Source organism: Hymenobacter canadensis, assembly GCF_027359925.1.
Classification (GTDB): domain Bacteria; phylum Bacteroidota; class Bacteroidia; order Cytophagales; family Hymenobacteraceae; genus Hymenobacter; species Hymenobacter canadensis.
On the sequence record NZ_CP114767.1, the window covers coordinates 4,031,642 to 4,051,652 of the forward strand.

Here is a 20,011-nt window from a genome sequence, read left to right on the forward strand (position 1 = left end):
GGCTAGCGCCAAAAACCGTAATCTTGCACCTCATTTCCCCTGAACTATGGCTCTCAAAGAAACCATCGACGCCGACATCAAAAAGGCCATGTTGGCCAAGAATAAAGTCCGTCTGACCACGCTGCGCAGCATCAAGTCGCAGATTCTGCTGGCCGAAACGGCCGAAGGCCAGCACGGCGCTGCCCTCACGCCCGATGCCGAAATCAAGCTTCTGACCAAGCAGGCCAAGCAGCGCCGCGAAGCAGCCGAAACCTACAACAAGCAGTTCCGCTCCGACCTCGAAGAAGTGGAGCTCAACGAGCTGGCCATCATCGAGGAATACCTGCCCCAGCAGCTCTCCGAGGCTGATATCGTGGAGCGCATCGTGGCCATCATCCAGCGCGTAGGCGCCACCGGCCCTTCCGACCTGGGCAAGGTGATGGGTGCCGCCGCCCGCGAGATGGCCGGCCAGGCCGATGGCCGCGTGATTTCGCAGGTGGTCAGCAACCTGCTGAATAACACGAATTTGTAGTAGAGTAATCGGAAAATACTGTCATCCTGAGCTTGCGAAGGACCTTACCACGGTTGACGCTGACATTGTCGTGCTGCCGTAATGAGGTCCTTCGCAAGCTCAGGATGACAGTATTTCCTCTAAGCCTCCTTCCACAATGTCCGCTTTCGATATTCTGCTGCTGATTCCGCTGGCGGTGGGTGCCGTGAAGGGCTTCCGGCGGGGGCTGGTGCTGGAAGTAGCGTCGTTGTTGGCCTTCGTGCTGGGGGCTATCGGCGGGCTGGTGCTGCTCAACGATGCCATTCCGCTGGTGCGGCACTATGTGGGGGAGGCCTTTGGGCTGCTGCCGCTGGTGTCGTTTCTGCTGGTTTTCGTGGCCATTGTGTGGGGCGTGCACTTGCTGGGCGGCTTCATCAAAACGGCCGTGCACCTAACGCCGCTAGGCGTACTCGACAACTTGGGCGGCGGGCTGGCTGGCGTGCTGAAGTGGGTGCTGGGCCTTAGCCTGCTGCTGCACGGCGTGGGCATGGCCGGGCTACAGCTCATTTCGCCTACGCTCGTGGCCGACTCGCAGGTGCTGCCTTTTGTGCGCCAGGCCACCCCGCTGGCGCTGGAAATTGTGGGGTTCGTAATGCCCTTCGCCAGCACGCTGCTCGATAAGCTGAAAACGGTGTTTTGAACGGTTGAATGGCTGCATTGTTGAATGGCGGGCCGTTCTGTGAGCAGCTATTTACTCATTCGCCAATCCAACCAGTTAACAATTCAGCCACTCACCCCATGCGCCTGCTGCTGCTCGACAACTTCGACTCGTTCACCTACAACCTGCTGGACTACTTCCGGCAGCTGGGGTGCGAGGTAGACGTGGTGCGCAACGACGTACCGGCTGCTACCCTGCAGGAGCGGCAGTTTGATGCGCTGGTGTTGTCGCCGGGGCCGGGCACGCCGGCGGCGGCCGGCAATATGCCGGCCGTGCTGGCCTACTGGCACCAGCGGGTGCCGGTGCTGGGCGTGTGCCTGGGGCATCAGGCGCTGGGAGAATTTTTCGGGGCCACGCTCAGCCGCGCCGCCCGGCCCATGCACGGCAAAGTCACGGAGCTGGACGTGGATACCACCGATCCGCTGTTCCGGGATTTGCCGGCCCGGCTGCCCGTCACACGCTACCACTCGCTGATAGTGAACAACCTGCCGCCCACCCTGCGCCCGCTGGCGTACACGGCCGACGAAAACCGCGAAATCATGGCCCTGCGCCATACCACGCTGCCGCTGGTAGGCGTTCAGTTTCACCCCGAAGCGCTGCTGACCCCGCACGGCCTGGCCATGCTGCGCAATTGGGTTCGGTATTGTATCATTGTAGAAGAGGGCCGGCCGGCTACTGCCGGGCCGACTTTCGCCTGAGCACATGGAATTGCAGATCAAACAACGCGGAGAGTTTCAGTACGTGGATGAAGGCACCGGCCCGGTGCTGCTGTTGCTGCATGGCCTTTTCGGCGCCCTCAGCAACTGGCAGGACGTCGTCAGCGAGTTCAGCCAGGACCATCGGGTCATTATTCCGCTGCTGCCCATTTATGAGATGCCCCTGACCCAGGCCGGCGTGCCCGGCCTGGTGAAGTATGTGGAAAGCTTTGTGCACGCCATCGGCCTTTCCGAGGCCTGCACGGTGCTGGGCAACTCGCTGGGCGGCCACGTAGGGCTGGAATACACGCTGCGCAACCCCACCCGCGTGGCGCGGCTGGTGCTCACCGGCAGCAGTGGCCTCTTCGAGGATGGCATGGGCGGCTCGTTTCCGAAGCGTGGCAACTACGCTTACGTGCAGGAAAAAGTGGCCTACACCTTCTACAACCCCGCCGTGGCGACCCGCGAGCTGGTGGATGAAGTGTTTGATGTCACCAATTCCAATGCCAAGTGCCTGCGCATCATCAGTATTGCCCGCTCGGCGCAGCGCCACAACCTGGGCAAGGAGCTGGGTAAGATTGCCGTGCCGACGCTGCTGGTCTGGGGCCTCAATGACACCATCACCCCGCCGCTGGTCGCCCACGACTTCAACCGCCTTATCCCTCATTCCGAGCTGCGTTTCCTCGACCACTGCGGCCACGCCCCCATGATGGAGCGCCCGCAGGAATTCAACGTGCTGCTCCGCCAATTCCTGCAACGCACCACCCTGGTAGCCGTTTCATAGCAGGCCGGCGGCCGCCCTCGGGAGGGTGCTGGTATCTGTTGCCGCTCTGGCTGGCTGTTATGGCCTTGCGCCGGGTAAAACTTTTTGCGGCCAACCGCGCTTGCTACAGGCCAACGCGGCCCGCTTTTCGTACCTTATTTGCCGATCACCGTGTTGCAGAGCTGCCCGCCGTGCAGGTTAGGCCACTGCTCCTCACTTCCCATCACTTCCGCCGATGCATTCCATGATTGCTGAAGAACTGCTCAACCAGATGATTCCGCCCCTGAAGGTGTCGGACACCGTTGGGAAAGCGGCCAAGTGGCTGGAGGAATTCCACGTAGGCCAGCTGCCCGTCCTCGACAACCGTCAATACCGCGGCCTGGTCACGGAAGCCGACCTGCTGGACTTTGAGTTGGCCGATGACAGTGGTCAGCTGCTGGCGGGCCTGCCGCTGGGCTACGCCGACGTGCATGTGCAGCACGATCAGCATTTCTACAGCATCATGGAAGTGGCCATTCAGAACAAGGTGCAGCTGGTACCAGTGCTGAATAAGGAGCGCGAATACTTGGGCGTAGTCACTATAAGTGACACGCTAGCTGCTTTTGGCCAGCCGCCCATTGCGGCCGGGCAGGGAGCCGTGCTGGTTCTGTCGATGGAAGAGCGCGACTATTCATTGGCCACTATCAGCCGCTACATCGAAGAGAACGGCTCCAAAGTCCTGAGTGCCCACGTCGCACAGGACGAGCATGATTCCTATCGTATCCGCCTCACCATCAAGGTAAACACGCCCAGCCTGACAAGGATTGTAGCTACGCTGGAGCGTTTTGGCTACGCCATCACGGCCCAGTTTAGCGGGGTAGGGGAGCTGGGGGAAAACGAGCAGGAGCGCTATGATGCGCTGCTCAAGTACCTGAGTCTGTAAGTGCTGGCCTGGTGAAAAAAAGGTATTGGTGGTGGGTGATGTTGCTGGCCTTATGCATGGCCCAGCCGGCGCGTGCCTATTGCTCGGCCGATTCCGGCGCCAGCCACTTTGCCGCAGACTCCACGCGCCGCCCCGCCCCCGACAGCCTGTTGCAGGCCCAGTGCCCGGGCTACCCGGTACTCCGCGTGGCTACCCTGCTCTTTGTCGGCAACGATGTCACGAAGGAGCAGGTCCTACGGGCTGAGCTGGATTTCCGCGAAGGAGACACCCTTAGCGCTACGGGCCTGAGCCGCCGCCTGGAGGCCAACCGTCGCCGCTTGTTCAACCTGCAGCTGTTTCATCAGGTGCTGGTGCAGCTGGCATGCCGCAATGGCGAGCTGACCGTGCTTTTCAGTGTGCAGGAGCGCTGGTACACCTTCCCGGTACCCATCTTTTCCTTTGCTGACCGCAACCTGCGCGCCTGGGCCGACCGCCCCGATAAGTGGCGCCGCGTCGATTATGGCCTGCATATCACGCGGCGCAATTTTCGCGGCCGCAACGAGGAACTGCTCGGCAATCTGCAGTTGGGCTTCAACCGCAAGTATGAATTGTTTTATGAGGCCCCCGGCTACGGTCCCCGGCGCCGTATCGGGGTAGGCGCCGGCCTGTCGTTTTACCGCGCCCGGGCTCTGGACTATGCTACCATTCAGGACCGGCTGGCCACTTTTCGGCCCACCAGCGGCGACCCTATCAGCCGCACCTACGCCACCATCGGCCTGCGCTGGCGCCGCACTGTGCAGGCTTTGGCGGCTTTTGATGTGAGCTTTCATCAGGAGCAGATCTCCGATTCCGTCAACCTGCTGAACCCGAACTATTTCCTGGGGCGTACCCGGCGTCAGTTTCTGGATGTTGGGCTGTCGGTCGTGCTCAATCAGCGCAATACCTTCGCTTATCCCCTTACCGGGCGCTACGCCCGGGCCAGCATCGTCTACCGGCGCTTCCTGACCCCCGAGGCCCCCCCGCAGGTGCTGCTGCGCGGGCGCTACGCCCGGTATGTTGCGCTCGGTGGATCCTTTTATTATAGTGCTGCCGCTCAGGGCCAGTTGCGGTTTAGCCGCCGCCTCAGCTACGCCGACAACCGAGCCCTGGGCTACGAGACGCTTGTTCGGGGCTACGACCCTTACGTAATTGATGGCCGACACTACGCCCTAGTGCAGCAGGGCGTTAGCTACCGCCTGTTCGATGCCGGCAAACTGCAGGTAGAGCCATTGGATAACCCCAAAATTAATAACATCCCGTTGGTGCTCTATTTAAATACCTTTGCTGATGCCGGTTACGTGAACCAGGCTTCCGGCAACCTGCCCAATCAGTTGCCGGGCCGTTTGCTGGCTTCTGCCGGGTTGGGCCTGCATCTGGTTACCTACTACGACCGGGTGTTTACGTTGGAGTACTCCCGTACCCTGCGGGGGCAGGGAGGATTTTTTTTCCGCTCCGAATTTCCCATCTGACCTCATCTTCCGCCTCGGCGGATGCTGCCACACCTATGAAAATCGCCATTCTCGGGAAACCTTTTGAAGACGATAATCTGCCTTTTGTGCAGGGCTTACTTGATAATCTAAGCAATCGTCAAACCGAAATTATCATTGCCGAATCGTTTTACGACTATCTCAGCCACCGCCTGCAGCTGCCGGAAGGTGTTCAGTCCTTCCGCCGCGGCGATTCTCTGCGTGGCGTCCAATTCGTGCTCAGTATTGGTGGCGACGGCACGCTGCTGGACACGGTAACCTACGTAGGGAGTGCGCAGATTCCGATTTTAGGCATTCATACTGGCCGCCTCGGCTTTCTGGCTACCATCACGCCCGACCAGATTACACAGGCCCTGGATGCTCTCTTCAAAGGCCACTTTGTGATTGAGGAGCGCAGCCTGATTCGGGTTGATACCGATCCGGAGGCCTTTGGCGGTATCAATTTTGGCCTCAACGAGTTCAGTATCCTGAAGCGTGACACCTCTTCCATGATTGTGGTGCACACGTATATCGACGGGGAGTATCTGAATTCCTACTGGGCCGACGGGCTGATAGTTGCCACGCCTACCGGCTCTACCGGGTACTCACTCAGCTGTGGCGGGCCGGTAATGTTGCCGCAGACAAACAATTTTATCATTGCTCCCGTATGTCCGCACAACCTCAATGTAAGGCCCCTCATCGTATCGGATCGTAGCGTGATTTCATTCGAAATAGAGGGTAGAAGCAACCAATTCCTGCTTTCTCTCGATTCACGCTCTGTTGCCGTAGACGCTGGAATTCAGATTGCCGTTCGTCGTGAAAATTTCACAGTTCGCTTAGTAAAGCTCAATCATGTTAACTTCCTGAGTACCTTGCGGAGTAAATTAAACTGGGGCCTCGACAGACGTAACCCTGCCGGAATCCCAGTATAGTAAAAATGATTTTTTTGACATAAGTTTTTTAAGTTCCCTTCCTCTCGTAATTTTGTCGCGGACTGTACCTGTACAGGTTGTAGTCCAGTCGTTCGCCAACCTCTCGATATCCATAAACCATTGCTCCATATGAAGCAGATCTTCACCTACACTCTAGCGCTGGCTCTGGTCCTGTCGCTGGTAGCCTCAGAGGCTAGCGCACAGCAGTTCAGTAAGCGAAAGCAGTACAATTCGGTGGGCGTTAGCCTCAACGCAATGAACTACTTTGGCGATATCACTCCGAAACCCAGCATTCCTAGCTTGCGTTTCGGGGCTACCCGCCCTAATATCGGCGTAAACTTTACGCACCGCTTCACACCACGTATTTCTGCCCGCGCCGCTTTGGCCTATGGCCGTATCACCGGTGACGACTCGAAAGCAGCCGATAAAAATGATTCGGAGGCAAAATACCGTTATAACCGCAACATGAGTTTCCGCAATGATCTTGCTGAACTCTCCGTTGTAGGTATCTTCGACCTGATTCCAAACCGGAACACCTACATCAAGCGCCCTGATCTGGTGCCTTACGTATTCGCTGGCGTGGCCGCTTACACCGGCAATCCTAAAGGTCTGGTTGGTGCTAACAACGTTGGTCTGTCAGAAGGATCTTATGTAGCCCTTCAAGCTCTTAAAACGGAAGGCGTTTCGTATAACAAAGGCGGTATTGCTCTTCCGTTCGGTGGTGGTGTTCGCTACAAAGTGAACAAGAGCTTTGATATCGGGCTGGAAGTTGGTTTCCGCAAAACGTTTAATGATTACCTTGACGACGTAAGTACAAACTACGTTGCTAGCCGTAATGACCTCGGTTCGGACGCTGCCAAGTATTTCGGTTGGGATATCACCCGCAATGAGCCAGGTACTTGGAACCGTGACAACCAAAGCGGCTATCAGCGTGGCAAGTCCAACGAAGACGACTGGTACGTTACGACCGGTATCACTGTAAACTACATCCTGGCTCCGAAAGTGAAGAGCCCGAAATTCCGCTAGTCAGCGTTTGCTGGCTAGTATCACACACAGCCAGTCATAATGACCAAAGCGAATCTCATCAAAACACTCCTTGCTTGCTCTGTGCAGGTAGGGAGTGTTTTTTTTGCCCAATCAGCTACTGCTCAATACACCAGCGAAGTCGGTGTTGGACTTGGGGGGCTTAGCTACCGTGGAGAATTATCTCCCGGCTATCAGTTCAAGAACAATCGTCCTGCCTTAACGGCATTTTATCGCAAGGATATTTCGGCTCCCATAACGTTGCGTGGTGGGCTGACTGCTGGCTTGCTTCGCGCTGATGATGGTAATGTAAAGGGTTTTAATGGCGCCATTCCTCCACTTGCCGCTTACCGGCAGGCCAACACAAAAGGCAGCCTGTATGAAGCGTCGGCTATAGTCGAGTATAATTTCTTCGACTACCACTACCGGAAAGCCAAGGTGCATTTCACGCCCTATGTATTCATTGGCTTAGCTGGGTTTGTAGCCAGCACTACTACCGCTACCAATAATGTCGGCTTGCCTAGCCTTGATAAAAAGGGCGCGATGCTAGGACTGGCCGTACCTGCGGGCTTTGGCCTGAAATACGCTGTTTCCACCCATTGGAACCTGGGGCTGGAGGCTGGCGCGCGCAAAGCTTTTACCGATCAGATCGACCATATTGATGGCAAGACTGGCGGGCAGAACGACCGGGTAGGCAACCCCAACGACCAGGATTGGTACTTCTATAATGGCATCAGCATCTCTTATACTTTCTATAAGATCAACTGCCCGCCACAGTATAAGGACAATCCGAAGCTATTGCGCTAGCAGATTGCGTGCGAAAAAGAGACGAATGCAACCATTTACGTACCTTGCAGCCTCTTTACGCAAAAAGCAGCAATGGCCGTCCGGTCCGAAATTGACCCCCAGAATATTCCCGCCCACGTTGCCGTAATCATGGATGGTAACGGCCGATGGGCCAAGCAGAAGGGCGGCCTCCGCATCTTCGGGCACCAGAGTGCCATTACGGCCGTGCGCGATACGGTAGAAGGAGCCGCCGAAATGGGCGTGCGCTTTCTGACGCTCTACGCTTTTTCCACCGAAAACTGGTCTCGGCCAGCTTACGAGGTGACGGCGCTGATGCAACTGCTGGTGCATACAATCCGGCAGGAAACGCCGACGCTGCTAAAAAACAGCATTCGGCTGCAGGCCATCGGGCAAATCGAGAATCTGCCGGCTTCCTGCCAGCGGGAACTGGCCGAAGCCATTGAAATAACCAAGGCCGGTACGCGCATGACGCTGGTGTTGGCCTTGAGCTACAGTGGCCGCTGGGATCTGACCCAGGCCGCGCGGCGAATGGCTGCCGACGTGGCTGCGGGCACGCTACGGGCCGAGGATGTACAGGAAAATACCATTACCAAGTACTTGGTTACGGCTGGCATTCCTGATCCGGAACTGCTGATCAGGACCAGTGGGGAACAAAGAATCAGCAACTTTCTGCTGTGGCAGTTGGCCTACACCGAGTTATATATTACCGATCTGCTGTGGCCGGATTTCCGCCGGACGCATTTTGAAGAGGCGGTCTTGGCGTATCAGCGCCGGGAGCGGCGTTTTGGGAAGACAAGTGAGCAGCTCACCGTTTCGTAAGGTTTCGACGACAGAATGGATTTTTCTTTGCACACAGTGGGCCGGGTTGCGGCCGTAGTACTGACCTTGGGCGTCGGGTTTCCGGTAGCTGGTATGGCGCAGGTTGCACCGGCCGCTTCCGGCGAGGAGCCGAAGCGTTACGAGCTGGGTGGTATCACCATTAGCGGAGCCCGCTATCTGGATGCCAACACGTTGATCGGCCTCACCGGGCTACGCGTCGGCGACCCTATCTCACTACCAGGCGAAGAAATAGGTAAAGCGATTCGCAAACTCTGGGACCAGGGCATTCTGGGCGACGTGAGCGTGTCCATCGCGCGCACTGAAGGCAACCGTATTTTTCTGGATTTCAACCTGAAAGAGCGTCCCCGGCTGTCGAAATTCGAGTTCGTGGGTATCAGCAAGAGCCAGGCCGACGACTTGGGCAAGAAAATCAAGCTGATCCGGGGCAAAGTGGTGACAGACGCGTTGCTAAGTAATACGCGTACCCAGGTCCGGAAGTTTTACACTAACAAAGGCTTCCTCGACGCCAAGGTTAATATCACGCAGCAACCAGATTCCAGTTTGTCGAACAGCGTAGTGCTGAAGATCAACGTGGATAAAGGTGGCAAGATAAAGGTGCGCGACATTGCTTTTGAAGGCAATGAGGCGTTCAAAGACAGCAAGCTGAAAGGCAAGCTCAAGAAAACCAAAGAGAAGAAGTTTCCGAAAATCCTGAATTCCGGCAAATTCCAGCAGCTGGAGTTTGAGGAGGATAAGAAGAAGCTGATTGAGTTCTATAACGCCGAAGGCTACCGCGACGCCATTGTGGTGTCGGATACCCTGATCCGGACGGAGGACGGCCTCGCGCTGCGCATCAAGCTGGATGAAGGCCCGAAGTATTACTTCCGCAACATCAGCTGGGCCGGCAACTACCTCTACGACGACAAAACGCTGGCGTCGGTGCTGGGCATCAAGGAGGGCAGCGTGTACAGTAAGGAAACGCTGGATAAGCGCCTCAACTACAACCCGACGGGCCAGGATATCACGTCGCTCTACATGAACGATGGCTACCTGTTCTTCTCCATCGACCCGGTGGAAACCAAAGTGGAAGGCGACTCGATTGATATCGAGATGCGCATCACGGAGGGCGTGCAGGCCCGCATCAAGGACATCAACATTGCCGGCAACACTAAAACGTCGGACCATGTGCTGCGCCGCGAGCTGCGCACGCTGCCCGGCGACAAGTTCAACCGGGAGCTGCTGATTCGCTCGCAGCGCGAAATTGCTACGCTGGGATATTTCGACCCGGAAAAAGTAGGCATCAACCCAGTGCCGAACCCGGCTGATGGCACCGTGGACATCAACTACACGGTAGTGGAAAAGCCGTCGGACCAGATTACGCTTTCGGGCGGCTGGGGCGGCTTTGCCGGCTTCATCGGAACGGTGGGCCTGGTGTTCAACAACTTCTCGCTGCGCAAGGCCAGTGAGTTCCGCAACTGGACGCCGGTACCGGCCGGCGACGGTCAGCGACTGGCCCTGAACGTGCAAGCCAACGGCACGCAGTACCAGGCATATTCGTTCTCCTTCACGGAGCCGTGGCTGGGTGGCCGCAAACCAAACTCGCTGTCGTTTAGCCTCAACAAGAGTATCCAGCGGGTAGGTCAGGCCTTCGACGCCAACTCCGAGCAGTCGATTAAGGTGAACAGTGCCTCGCTGAGCCTGGGCCGCCGCCTGCGCTGGCCCGATGACTACTTCACGCTCAGCAACTCGCTGTCGGTGAGCCAGTACAAGCTGAAAAATTACCCGTTCATCCAGGCCTTCGCCGACGGCAACGGTACGGCCAATAACATCACCCTCAACACCACATTGTCGCGCAATAGCATCGACAACCCCACATACACGCGTCGGGGCTCATCGCTGGCGCTGAGCGTGAACCTGACGCCACCATATTCGGTATTCAGTGGCTCGCACCCAAACGTGAACGAGTGGGTGGAATTCCACAAGTGGATGCTGGACGCCTCGTGGTTTACCCCGATTGTAGGCAAGCTGGTGCTGAATACTCGCGCCCACTTCGGCTTCATCGGCAACTACAACAGCTCCCGCGCCATTGGGCCATTTGAACGCTTTAAGCTTGGCGGCTCCGGCCTAGCCGCGGGTGGTGGTGCCAACTTCTTGGTAGGTACCGAGTACATCGGTCTGCGCGGCTACGCTGACCCACAGGACCCGAACGCCATTCCAACAGCCCGTCAGACGGACAATGGCGGCGTGGTGTACAATAAGTTTGTGATGGAAATGCGTTATCCGGTGTCGCTGAACCCCGCGGCTACGGTATACATTCTGAGTTTTGCGGAAGCCGGCAACTCCTTCAACAGCTACACCGACTACAATCCATATAAATTGTATCGTTCGGCTGGTTTTGGTGCCCGAATCTTCATGTCGGCATTCGGTTTGCTTGGCTTCGACTACGGCCGGGCGTTCGACCTGATTCCGCGCACGAGCGGTTCGCAGACAGCCCAGGACCGCAACCAATTCCACTTCATCATCGGTCAGCAGATCCGCTAACTCAGGCGGGGGCTGGCCAGTCATTCGATTTGTTAGATATGAAAAAGCTGCTCTCCGCGCTGGCTGCCACGCTGGTACTGCTGTGTGCCACCGGCACCACGGCTTCCGCTCAGAAATTCGGCTACGTCGATTCTGAATTTATCATGGGCAAGATGCCAGCGTACTCGCAGGCTCAAACCGAAATAAACACGCTGTCGGGCAACTGGCAGAAGGAAATCGAGGCCCAGAAGAAAGACCTCGATAAGCTCTACCGCACGTACCAGGCCGAGGAAGTGCTGCTAACAGAGCCCATGAAGAAAAAGCGGCAGGACGAGATTCTGAAGAAGGAGCAAGACATCAAAACCTATCAAAACCGCATTTTTGGCTACGAGGGCCAGCTGTTCAAGAAACGGCAGGAACTGACCAAGCCGGTGCAGGACCAAGTGTTTGAGGCCATCGAGAAGGTGGCCAAGAAAAAGCAGCTGGCCATCGTGTTCGACAAGTCCGGCGACCTGACCATGCTCTACACCAACCCAGTGCATGACTACACGGAATTTGTATTGGAAGAATTGGGTTTGGCTAGTGAAGACCGGAACCAGACCCCGCAAAAAGGCAGCGTAAAGACGGTAGCCACGCCCCAGACGCCGGCCGGCGACGAAGCTGATGTAGATGCCGAGAAAGGTGCTGCCAAGCCCGCCGCCCGCCCGGCGCGTCCGGCTGGCCGAAAAAACTAACTTTGTACTTCAAACAACCTCAGACGTTTCTCTTTTGATGACCAACATGAATCTATTCCGCGTTGCGTTGGCTGCGGCCGCCCTTACTTTCTCCTCGGCCACAGCTGCACTGGCGCAGGCGCCTGCTACCACGGCGGCCGGTACCACCAGCGGCCCGCTGAAAATCGGCTATACCAGCGTGGAGTACGTGCTGAGCCAGATGCCCGAGAGCCGCCAGATCGAGTCGGACCTGAAAGCTTTCAGCACCCAGCTCGAAAACCAGCTGAAAAGCAAATACCAGGAGTACCAGACCAAAGCCGAAGCCTACCAGAAAGGTGGCGCTGCTATGGCCGAAGCCGTCCGGGCTGATAAGGAGAAGGAGCTGACCGGCCTGCAGCAGTCCATCCAGGAGTTTCAGCGCAGCGCCGACCAGAGCCTGCAGCAGAAGCAGCAGACCCTGTTGAAGCCCGCCCTGGACAAGCTCCAGAAGACCATCGACGTGGTGGCCGAAGAAAACGGCTACACCTACGTGCTGAACTCGGACGGTGCCAGCCCGGTGCTGCTGCACGGCCCGAAAGAAGGCGACATTTCGGATCTGGTGCTGAAGAAGATGGGCGTAACGCCGGGCGCTGCCCAGGCTGCTCCTAAAGCCACTACGCCGGCTGCGTCCCCCGCTACGCCGGCCGCTACTACCAAGACCAAAACCAAAACGAAGAAATAAGGCGCCATACGCCCTGTTTGTTCCTCAATGAAGCCGGAGCCCCTGTGTTCCGGCTTCGTTGTTTATAGGAGGGCTATATGGCCCTCCCGTGCCCTATGACTACCCCCGACGCACCCGACGACGACTTCGTAACTCCCTTAACGCTGTTTTCTGCTCCCGAACCGGACGATGATGACGAGGCGGAAGGCGAAGACGAGCTCTACGAGCACCACCGGATTCATGCCGATAAGCGGCAGGAGCTGATTCGGCTGGATAAATTTCTGCTCAACCGCCTGCAGAATGCTTCCCGCACCAAAATCCAGAACGCCATCAAGGCCGAGGCGGTGCAGGTGAATGAGCGGGCCGCGAAATCCAACTACCGCGTAAAGCCCGGCGACGTGATTACCATCACGCTGCCCGAGCCACCCCGCGAAGTAGGCGTGCAGCCCGAGGAAATGGACTTGGATATCCGCTACGAAGACGAATCGTTGCTGATGGTGAACAAGCCGGCTGGTATGGTGGTGCACCCGGCTTTCGGGCACTGGTGCGGTACGCTGGTAAACGGCCTGTCCTACCATCTCAACAACCTGCCTACGGGCCGCAACGGCGACATCCGCCCTGGCCTGATCCACCGCATCGACAAGGACACATCCGGCCTGCTCGTCATCGGCAAGACGGAGTGGGCCATGACGCATCTCTCGCAGCAGTTCTTTCACCACACCATCGAGCGTACCTACTTGGCGCTGGTCTGGGGCATTCCGAAGGAAACGGAAGGCACCATCAACGTCCACATCGGGCGTAGCCTCAAAGACCGCAAGGTGCAGACCGTGTTTCCTGACGCCGATTACGGCAAGCATGCCGTGACGCACTACAAGGTACTCCAGACGTTCGGCCATGTGGCACTGGTGCAGTGCAACCTCGAAACCGGCCGCACCCACCAGATTCGGGTGCACATGAAGCACATCGGCCACCCGTTGTTTTCGGATGCCACGTACGGCGGCACCAAAGTGCTGTACGGCCAGCGCACCGGCGCCTACAAGGCCTTTGTGGAAAAGGCATTCGAACTGATGCCTCGCCAGGCCCTGCACGCCAAATCCCTGGGCTTTATACATCCCACTACCGGTGAGCAGATGCAGTTTGAAGTAGAGCTGCCAGCCGATTTTACGGCACTACTAGCACACTGGGCGGAGTTTGAAAAATAGAGAGTCTGTTCAATAACGATAAAAAAATGCCCGCTACCTGAGTAGCGGGCATTTTTCATAAGCGGAGTTAGAAGGAATTACTTCTTCTTCGGGGCAGCTTTGGCTGGAGCCTTGGCCGGTGCCTGCATCGACTTAATTACCGAGTTGGCATTCTCGTTGGCGGGATCGAGCACCAGTACTTCTTTGTAATAAGGAGCAGCAGTTGTCTTGTCGCCTTTCTGGTAGTAGTAGTAGCCAAGGTAGCTGTTGGCTTCTACCAGACCGTCCTTGTACTTGGCTGGATCCGTTTTGGCCATCTCAATGTACTTCTCATAGTGCGGCTTAGCCAGACCCTGCTTGGACTCGGGGTCCATGTAGTAGTTGGCTTTGGCGCGCATCAGGTAGCCGGGCACATAAGTAGGACGAGCTACCAGCACGGCGTTGTAGAGGCTGTCGGCTTTGTCGTACTGCTTGTTGCCACCATACGCTACGGCCAGACGAATCTGGTCGGTCAGCTCAGGCGTGCCGTCAGCTTTCATCTTCATGCTATACGCTTTGATTGCCGCAGGATAGTTTTTGGCGAGCATATAGCTGGCGGCCAACTCATTCTGCAGTTCAGCGGCTTTCTTGGGGTCAGCGGCAATAGCCTTCTGGATGGCCGCCGTTCCTTCGTCAGCACGGCCGGCTTTCGAGAGCATCTTGCCGTAGTACACGTAGTCCTCGGTGATGAGCTTGTCGGCAGGCTGCACCTTCATGTAGGCTTCCATAGCCGTGAGAGCCTCGGCATTTTTGCCAGTCTCAAACAGTGAATAGGCCTTCAGGCGGTTCATGGTCACGTTCTGTGGGTCGCGGGCCAATACTTTGTCCACTTCCACCAGGGCTTCCGGATACTTCTTGGTCAGGAACAGGAACGAAGCATACTTCGCGTCGGTGCCCGGCGACTTCTCGGCTACTCCCTGATACTTCTGGAAGGTCGCGAGGGCGTCGTCATACTTGCCGGCGTAGAAGTAGGTTTCAGCCAGTGCATTGTAAGCCGGAGCATAGTTGGCGTCAGCGCTGATGGCCTTCTCGAAAGAAGCCCGGGCGTCGTTATAGTTACGCGAACGAACGTTCAGCTCGCCTTTGCGGTAGCTGGCTTGTGCGCTGTTCGGGTCGGCTAGCAGAGCCCGCTCGTAGCTGTTCATGGCCTCGCCGCCACCGCTCTCCGACTTCGCGTAGATGTTGCCCCGGGCAATCATCAGTGCGGCATCGTCCTTGTTTTTGTTGAGCTTATGGGCGGCATCAACGTAGGTCAGGCCTTTCGACGCGTCCTTCAGATCCGACTCGCCATACGCCTGCGCAATCATCGTATACACTTTGGCATCTTTGCCTTTGCTGGCTTTCACCGCATTGTCAAACTGCACCTGAGCTTCGGCAGCTTTACCTTGTGCCAGAGCCGCACGGCCGGCGGCCACCATGGTCATCGGGTTCTTGGGGTCGAGGCTGATGCGGTTGAAGTAGTAAGCGGCCGAGTCAGGCATGGCGCGCATCTGATACAGGCGGCCCAGCTCGAACGAAGATTCGGCCGACTGGCCCTGACGCAACAAAGTAGCCCGAGCTTCGCTGTAACGCTCCAGTTCAATGGATTTCTGGGGAGTCGTCTGAGCGAAAGCAGCAGAGCCGGAAACCGACAAGGCAACGAGGAACGAAAGATTCCAGGGCTTGAAGTTCATGAGCATAGGGTTGGTGAAAAAAGGTGTGTTTCTGTGGAAGGAAGAGGCAGCCTACTTTTTGATCGTCACGATACGGGTTTGCCCGGTGGCCGGCATCATCCCCGACTTGAGCACGATAAGCTGCCCTTTGGTACCTGCTGCAAAGGATGCAAAACCGGTGCCAAGTCCGGCCCGCCCTTCGCGGCTGATGATGTAGACCTCACGCCGGAGCGGGTAGGTTTTAAGGGCCAGGAAAGCCTGATACGGCTGCAAGTAGTCCTCGTCAGATTTGGGGCTGGACGATCGGCTGATGCCAGCCACCCGTACCTGCTTCAAAAACCGCTGTACTGCCGCGTCATCCCGGTCGCTGATCCAGTTGGCGCCTACTATACCTATAGCGTTTGGATGAGTAGCAACGTAATCGAGCAGCGCTGGGTTCGATTTTGCGGCGAATACCTGCTTAGTGAGGGCTGTGCCACGCGTAATGGAGTCCTGCACGTACCGGGTAGTGCTGGAGCGGTTGGCATCAAACACCACGTTTATCTGGTCCAGCTTGGTCTTGCCGCTGATCTGCTTCCAGCTGCTGGTCTGCCCCGTGAAGATGGCCTTCAGCTGCGCCATCGTCAGCAGCGAATCCGGGTTGGACGGGTGCAGAATGATAGCCAGGCCATCAGTAGCAATCTTGGTAGTGCGTGGGAATAGCTTCTGCTTCTCCAGATCAGCCTGTTCCTCCGCCGTGAGCGGCCGCGAAAGCACCACGGCCCGCACCTTACCGGTCACCAGATCATTGGCCACATAGTCTTCGGCTTTGTAGGCCGCGTCGATGTGGGCGTAGGTGTAAAGCTTCTGGAAGGTATCTACCTGCGACTTTACAATGGGGGCAAATGTCTCGTCCACACTGATCTTGATGCGGCCGCTGGTTGCCGTGTCATCGTTTGGACCGGTGTTGGCATTGGGGTTCTGGTTGCAGCCAGCGAGAAGTAAAGTCCCGAGCGCCAGGGGCAGGGCCAGGCGCGGTAGATTAACGAACGGTGCGGTCATGCTTGACAGAAGGCTGAAAGTGTTCCCGATAGATCCGGACAAATCTAATGATTCCGTACAGCACGAATACGCCCCCTAAAATCCGGCGAACGGTGGGCGTAATATTAAGCGCAATAGGAGCTACCCACAAACAGATGCCCAGTCCAATGTAAATGATGGTCATCAAAAGCAGGAAGTACCGCAACAGCGTCTTGGGGCCTGTCTGGTTGAGGCGTTCTTCGGTGGTGGGTCGGTTGGTCATGCTTACCAGCCCGGTGGAAATGCCGGACGCTTCTATAACATTTTTTTTTCCGGCACTGGTTCGCCTAAACGTTAGGAGAGCCGGGTTATTGCCACAAAAAAAGTCAAAAATCAGCCGGTTTAACGTAAACCGGCTGATTTTTGACTTCTTAAAAATCAATTCAGCGTAACTAACTGATAATTAGTCGCCGCGAATATAGCCTAAAGCTACTCATAGTGGAAAGTGATGGGCAGAGTGTAGCGCACAGATACGGTGCGCTTGTTCTGCTGGCCCGGTACCCAGGCCGGCATGTTCTTCACTACCCGGCTGGCTTCCTCGTCGGTGCCATAGCCCAGCCCTTTCAGTACCTGCACATCAGCAATGTCGCCGCTGGCCAGCACCGTAAAGGAGATGTACACGCGTCCTGATACGCTGTTGCGCAACGCCTGCGCCGGGTAGCGCAGGTTTTTCTGCATGTAACGCATCAGCGCTTCCTGGCCGCCCACAAACTGCGGCATCACCTCCGCCGTGATAAACGGCTTGGGTGGCCCCGTCGTCTTGGTAGCGCCGGAATCGGTGGCCCCGGGTATGCCGACGGTGCTGCCAGTATTTGCCCCAGGTATGGCCACCGGGCCGGTCGGGCCATCTACCTCGGCTATTGGGCCAGTCTCCAGAATCTCCGGCGCTTTAATTTCTGGCTTGGCCAAATCGTCTTTCACGATTTTAGTGGGCACAGTAGCCTGCGGCGGCCTGACGGTAACTGCTACCTGCGTGACGGGCTCTACCTTCTTCGACTCAAATATCGGAGGCGGCATTATATCGACAACCGGAGGCGGTAGGACAAATACATCGGGGGCCACCACCATCGGTGGAAACAGGTACCGAAACGCCAATGGCGAGCTGATGAAGAGCAGGCTCAGCACAATAGCCGTGGCAGAAGCCCGCGCCAGATGCTGATGGTAGAGGCGCCGGAGCAGGAAGGCGCCGTACGCCTTGTTGCGCCCCTCGAAGATCATGTCATCGAGAGTGGCGGTTCGCAGATCGAGGGTGCTGTTGGTCATGGGGCATATTGGCTAAAGGTGAAACGGATACACGCAGCGCACTCTCAAACCTGGCCTCCAACTTCCCAAATCCACTTATTTCGCCTGGCTTTCAGAGGTATAACGCATGCTTAATTTCATATAGTATGCAAGCCGTATATATTTTTTGCAAAAAAAGTCCCGCACCTGGCCGGAGCCAAATGCGGGACTTCTACAGGCATCTGGCCGAAGCCAGATGCTGGTGTGCTTACTTGATAGCGAAGGTCACCGGTACGGTGTAGGATACGCTCACGGCACGGCCGTTCTGCTTACCTGGTGCAAACTTCGGCAGGGTCTTGATTACGCGGCTAGCTTCTTCATCGCAGCCGGCACCAATTCCTTTCTGAACCTTTACATCCGACACCTGGCCATCCGGACCAACCACGAAAGCAATAAATACTTTGCCTTCTACCTGGTTGCGCAGAGCCAGCGCTGGATACTTAATGTTTTTGCCAATGTACTGCAGCAAAGCTTCCTGTCCACCAGGGAATACGGGCATTTGCTCCACGTACTGGTAAACTTTCTGCTCCACTACCTCTTCCACCACTTTGTTGCCTTCACCTTCCAGCCCGTTCAAGTCGATTGGGTTGTCGGTGTTGCCTTTTACCGTGACGGTCGAGACTACCTTGTCTTCCAGTTCCTTCTGATCTGGAATCTCCTCCTGCTTCACCACTTCCTCATCCTTTTTCACAACCGGAGGCGTGAATTTGATGGTAGAAAGCTTCGGTGGTGGCGGTGGTGGCGCCTCCGGTGGTGGTGGCGGTGGCGGTGGTTTGGTGGCGTCCAATGGAGGTGCATCCATCAGGACGTTTTCCTTCAGCATCTTGTCTTCTTCCACTACCGTGTTGTCGCTGAAGATTCGCGCAATCAGCGGGAAGCTTACGAGCAGGGCAAAGAAGGCAACTGCGATGAGAAGGGCGCGCGTGACGTGCTTGTTATACAAGCGCCGCAACACATATGCTCCGTAGGCCTTGTTCCGGCCCTCGAATACGATGTCGTTGAGGCTCGCCTGCGCTATTTGAGCGTTATCCATCATAGTCCGGAGGATGTAATGAGGTCTAAGTCAGCCTTCGAAATGTCTACCAACGCATATTTCTTTTGGTCGGTTATGTTCATCTCATCCAAGATGTCTACCATATTCTGGTAGTTGGACTTATCGTCCGGCTTGATGAGTACCACCAGATCCTTGTTCCGACGACGGGCCAACAGCTCCTTGCGGATGCCGTCTGCCGAGTAGTTGGAGAGCTTCAACTCAGGCTTCACGTCGTCGGCCAGCAGGCCGTCGTAGAAGTATACTTTGTTGGCCTCTCCCATCAGAATCGTGAAGGCATTGGATGCCTTGATTTCGGACTGCTGTTCGGGGTTCTTTTCCTTTACCGGCATCGTCAGCTGCATCACGTTCGGCTTATTGAACGTCGTGGTCAGCATAAAGAAGGTCAGAAGCAGGAAGGCCAAATCAACCATGGGGGTCATGTCGATTTTGGTCGACATTTTTTTGGCCCGCTTCTTTCCTCCTTTACCGGAGTCGGCTTGTTGTTGTATTTCTGCCATGTCGCTGCTGGTTTAACGGCTCACTACCGGCTTGGTTTCCAAATCGGTAACGAGGTTGAAACGGTTGATGTTCTTGTTCTGCATCAGCTGAATTACACGCTTCACCGTGGCTACGTCCGCGTTGTTGTCGCCTTTGATGGCGATGAACGTGGGCTTACCAACTGCTTCCTGGTTAGCCTTGCGGGCCTCCATCACCCAGTCCAGCAACTGCACCGTATCGGTTACAGAGAGTAGGCCGGGCTGCTTCACTTCTTTGCGCTGCTCAGTAGACATGCTCAGAAGAGAGCCGAGCTGCTGAATTGGCACGCCGAAGCTGTTGAGGCCACTAAAAGCTTTCTTCTGCTTCTCATTGAAGGTGACGCCGTATTTGGCAGCCATCTTGTCGAGCAGTACCGGGCGGGCTTTGTCGCTTTCCAGACCGAAGAAGACGCGCTTGTCTTTGTCGATCAGGAGGCGGATTACATTGCTTTCCGGCAGCTTGAAGTCAGAAGTAGAGGAAGGCGTATCAACCACCACCACTTCCTCCGGGGAGAACTTGGTGGTCAGCATGAAGAACGTCACCAGCAGGAAGGCCAGATCCACCATCGGGGTCATATCCAGCGAAGGGCCGGTTCTATGAGGCTTTACTTTACCCATTTCGTGCGTGGTTGAGAATATTCAGAATAAACGAAAAGTACGCGCTG

21 protein-coding genes are annotated in these 20,011 nt (G+C 56.5%); 14 read left to right on the forward strand and 7 right to left on the reverse strand.

Going from position 1 to position 20,011, the window contains the following annotated elements:
* Nucleotides 1-46 precede the first annotated feature (46 nt).
* The 14 genes from O3303_RS17200 to O3303_RS17265 all read left to right on the forward strand — a co-directional run bounded on the left by O3303_RS17200 (nt 47) and on the right by O3303_RS17265 (nt 13,767).
* The gene (locus O3303_RS17200) at nt 47-511 is read left to right on the forward strand and encodes a GatB/YqeY domain-containing protein (RefSeq protein WP_269559606.1); all 465 of its coding nucleotides are present in this window, start codon (nt 47-49) and stop codon (nt 509-511) included.
* 136 nt (nt 512-647) lie between these two features.
* A complete protein-coding gene (locus tag O3303_RS17205) occupies nt 648-1,169 on the forward strand; it encodes a CvpA family protein (protein ID WP_269559607.1) in 522 nt (173 codons plus the stop codon).
* A gap of 98 nt (nt 1,170-1,267) precedes the next feature.
* A complete protein-coding gene (locus O3303_RS17210; RefSeq protein ID WP_269559608.1) occupies nt 1,268-1,885 on the forward strand; it encodes an anthranilate synthase component II in 618 nt (205 codons plus the stop codon).
* 4 nt (nt 1,886-1,889) lie between these two features.
* The gene (locus tag O3303_RS17215; RefSeq protein WP_269559609.1) at nt 1,890-2,666 is read left to right on the forward strand and encodes an alpha/beta fold hydrolase; all 777 of its coding nucleotides are present in this window, start codon (nt 1,890-1,892) and stop codon (nt 2,664-2,666) included.
* A 223-nt stretch (nt 2,667-2,889) separates the two neighbouring features.
* Nucleotides 2,890-3,567 (forward strand): CBS domain-containing protein, encoded by a 678-nt coding sequence (locus O3303_RS17220; RefSeq protein ID WP_269559610.1) that lies wholly within the window; start codon nt 2,890-2,892, stop codon nt 3,565-3,567.
* Between the two features lie 11 nt (nt 3,568-3,578).
* Nucleotides 3,579-5,054, forward strand: a complete 1,476-nt coding sequence (locus O3303_RS17225) for a POTRA domain-containing protein (RefSeq protein ID WP_269559611.1) — start codon at nt 3,579-3,581, stop codon at nt 5,052-5,054.
* A 35-nt stretch (nt 5,055-5,089) separates the two neighbouring features.
* Nucleotides 5,090-5,983 (forward strand): NAD kinase, encoded by an 894-nt coding sequence (locus O3303_RS17230; RefSeq protein ID WP_269559612.1) that lies wholly within the window; start codon nt 5,090-5,092, stop codon nt 5,981-5,983.
* A 129-nt stretch (nt 5,984-6,112) separates the two neighbouring features.
* The gene (locus O3303_RS17235) at nt 6,113-7,009 is read left to right on the forward strand and encodes a DUF6089 family protein (RefSeq protein WP_269559613.1); all 897 of its coding nucleotides are present in this window, start codon (nt 6,113-6,115) and stop codon (nt 7,007-7,009) included.
* Between the two features lie 39 nt (nt 7,010-7,048).
* Complete coding sequence (gene porG / locus O3303_RS17240; RefSeq protein WP_269559614.1) at nt 7,049-7,813, forward strand: type IX secretion system protein PorG; 765 nt, start codon at nt 7,049-7,051, stop codon at nt 7,811-7,813.
* A gap of 72 nt (nt 7,814-7,885) precedes the next feature.
* A complete protein-coding gene (gene uppS / locus O3303_RS17245; RefSeq protein WP_269559615.1) occupies nt 7,886-8,632 on the forward strand; it encodes an undecaprenyl pyrophosphate synthase in 747 nt (248 codons plus the stop codon).
* 15 nt (nt 8,633-8,647) lie between these two features.
* Nucleotides 8,648-11,173, forward strand: coding sequence for an outer membrane protein assembly factor BamA (gene bamA, locus O3303_RS17250; protein ID WP_269559616.1), 2,526 nt, complete (start codon nt 8,648-8,650; stop codon nt 11,171-11,173).
* A gap of 38 nt (nt 11,174-11,211) precedes the next feature.
* Nucleotides 11,212-11,886: an OmpH/Skp family outer membrane protein gene (locus O3303_RS17255; protein ID WP_269559617.1), complete on the forward strand. Its 675-nt coding sequence runs from the start codon at nt 11,212-11,214 to the stop codon at nt 11,884-11,886.
* 46 nt (nt 11,887-11,932) lie between these two features.
* Entirely contained in the window at nt 11,933-12,586 is a 654-nt protein-coding gene (locus O3303_RS17260) for an OmpH/Skp family outer membrane protein (RefSeq protein WP_269559618.1), read from the forward strand.
* 95 nt (nt 12,587-12,681) lie between these two features.
* On the forward strand, nt 12,682-13,767 hold the full coding sequence (locus O3303_RS17265) for an RluA family pseudouridine synthase (protein WP_269559619.1): 1,086 nt from the start codon (nt 12,682-12,684) through the stop codon (nt 13,765-13,767).
* 77 nt (nt 13,768-13,844) lie between these two features.
* On the opposite strand, the gene O3303_RS17270 is transcribed toward O3303_RS17265, so the two are convergent.
* The 7 genes from O3303_RS17270 to O3303_RS17300 form a co-directional block, all read right to left on the reverse strand.
* Complete coding sequence (locus tag O3303_RS17270; protein WP_269559620.1) at nt 13,845-15,464, reverse strand: tetratricopeptide repeat protein; 1,620 nt, start codon at nt 15,462-15,464, stop codon at nt 13,845-13,847.
* A gap of 45 nt (nt 15,465-15,509) precedes the next feature.
* Nucleotides 15,510-16,478: a PstS family phosphate ABC transporter substrate-binding protein gene (locus O3303_RS17275; RefSeq protein WP_269559621.1), complete on the reverse strand. Its 969-nt coding sequence runs from the start codon at nt 16,476-16,478 to the stop codon at nt 15,510-15,512.
* Nucleotides 16,459-16,878, reverse strand: coding sequence for a hypothetical protein (locus tag O3303_RS17280; protein WP_269559622.1), 420 nt, complete (start codon nt 16,876-16,878; stop codon nt 16,459-16,461). Before O3303_RS17280 ends, O3303_RS17275 begins: the two co-directional genes overlap by 20 nt.
* A 47-nt stretch (nt 16,879-16,925) precedes the next feature.
* On the reverse strand, nt 16,926-17,759 hold the full coding sequence (locus O3303_RS17285) for an energy transducer TonB (RefSeq protein WP_269559623.1): 834 nt from the start codon (nt 17,757-17,759) through the stop codon (nt 16,926-16,928).
* 226 nt (nt 17,760-17,985) lie between these two features.
* On the reverse strand, nt 17,986-18,813 hold the full coding sequence (locus tag O3303_RS17290) for an energy transducer TonB (protein WP_269559624.1): 828 nt from the start codon (nt 18,811-18,813) through the stop codon (nt 17,986-17,988).
* Nucleotides 18,810-19,268 carry an ExbD/TolR family protein gene (locus O3303_RS17295; protein ID WP_350356589.1) on the reverse strand — a complete coding sequence of 153 codons (459 nt, stop codon included), beginning with the start codon at nt 19,266-19,268 and terminating at the stop codon, nt 18,810-18,812. Before O3303_RS17295 ends, O3303_RS17290 begins: the two co-directional genes overlap by 4 nt.
* A gap of 72 nt (nt 19,269-19,340) precedes the next feature.
* Nucleotides 19,341-19,964, reverse strand: coding sequence for an ExbD/TolR family protein (locus tag O3303_RS17300; RefSeq protein WP_269559626.1), 624 nt, complete (start codon nt 19,962-19,964; stop codon nt 19,341-19,343).
* Nucleotides 19,965-20,011: the final 47 nt, after the last annotated feature.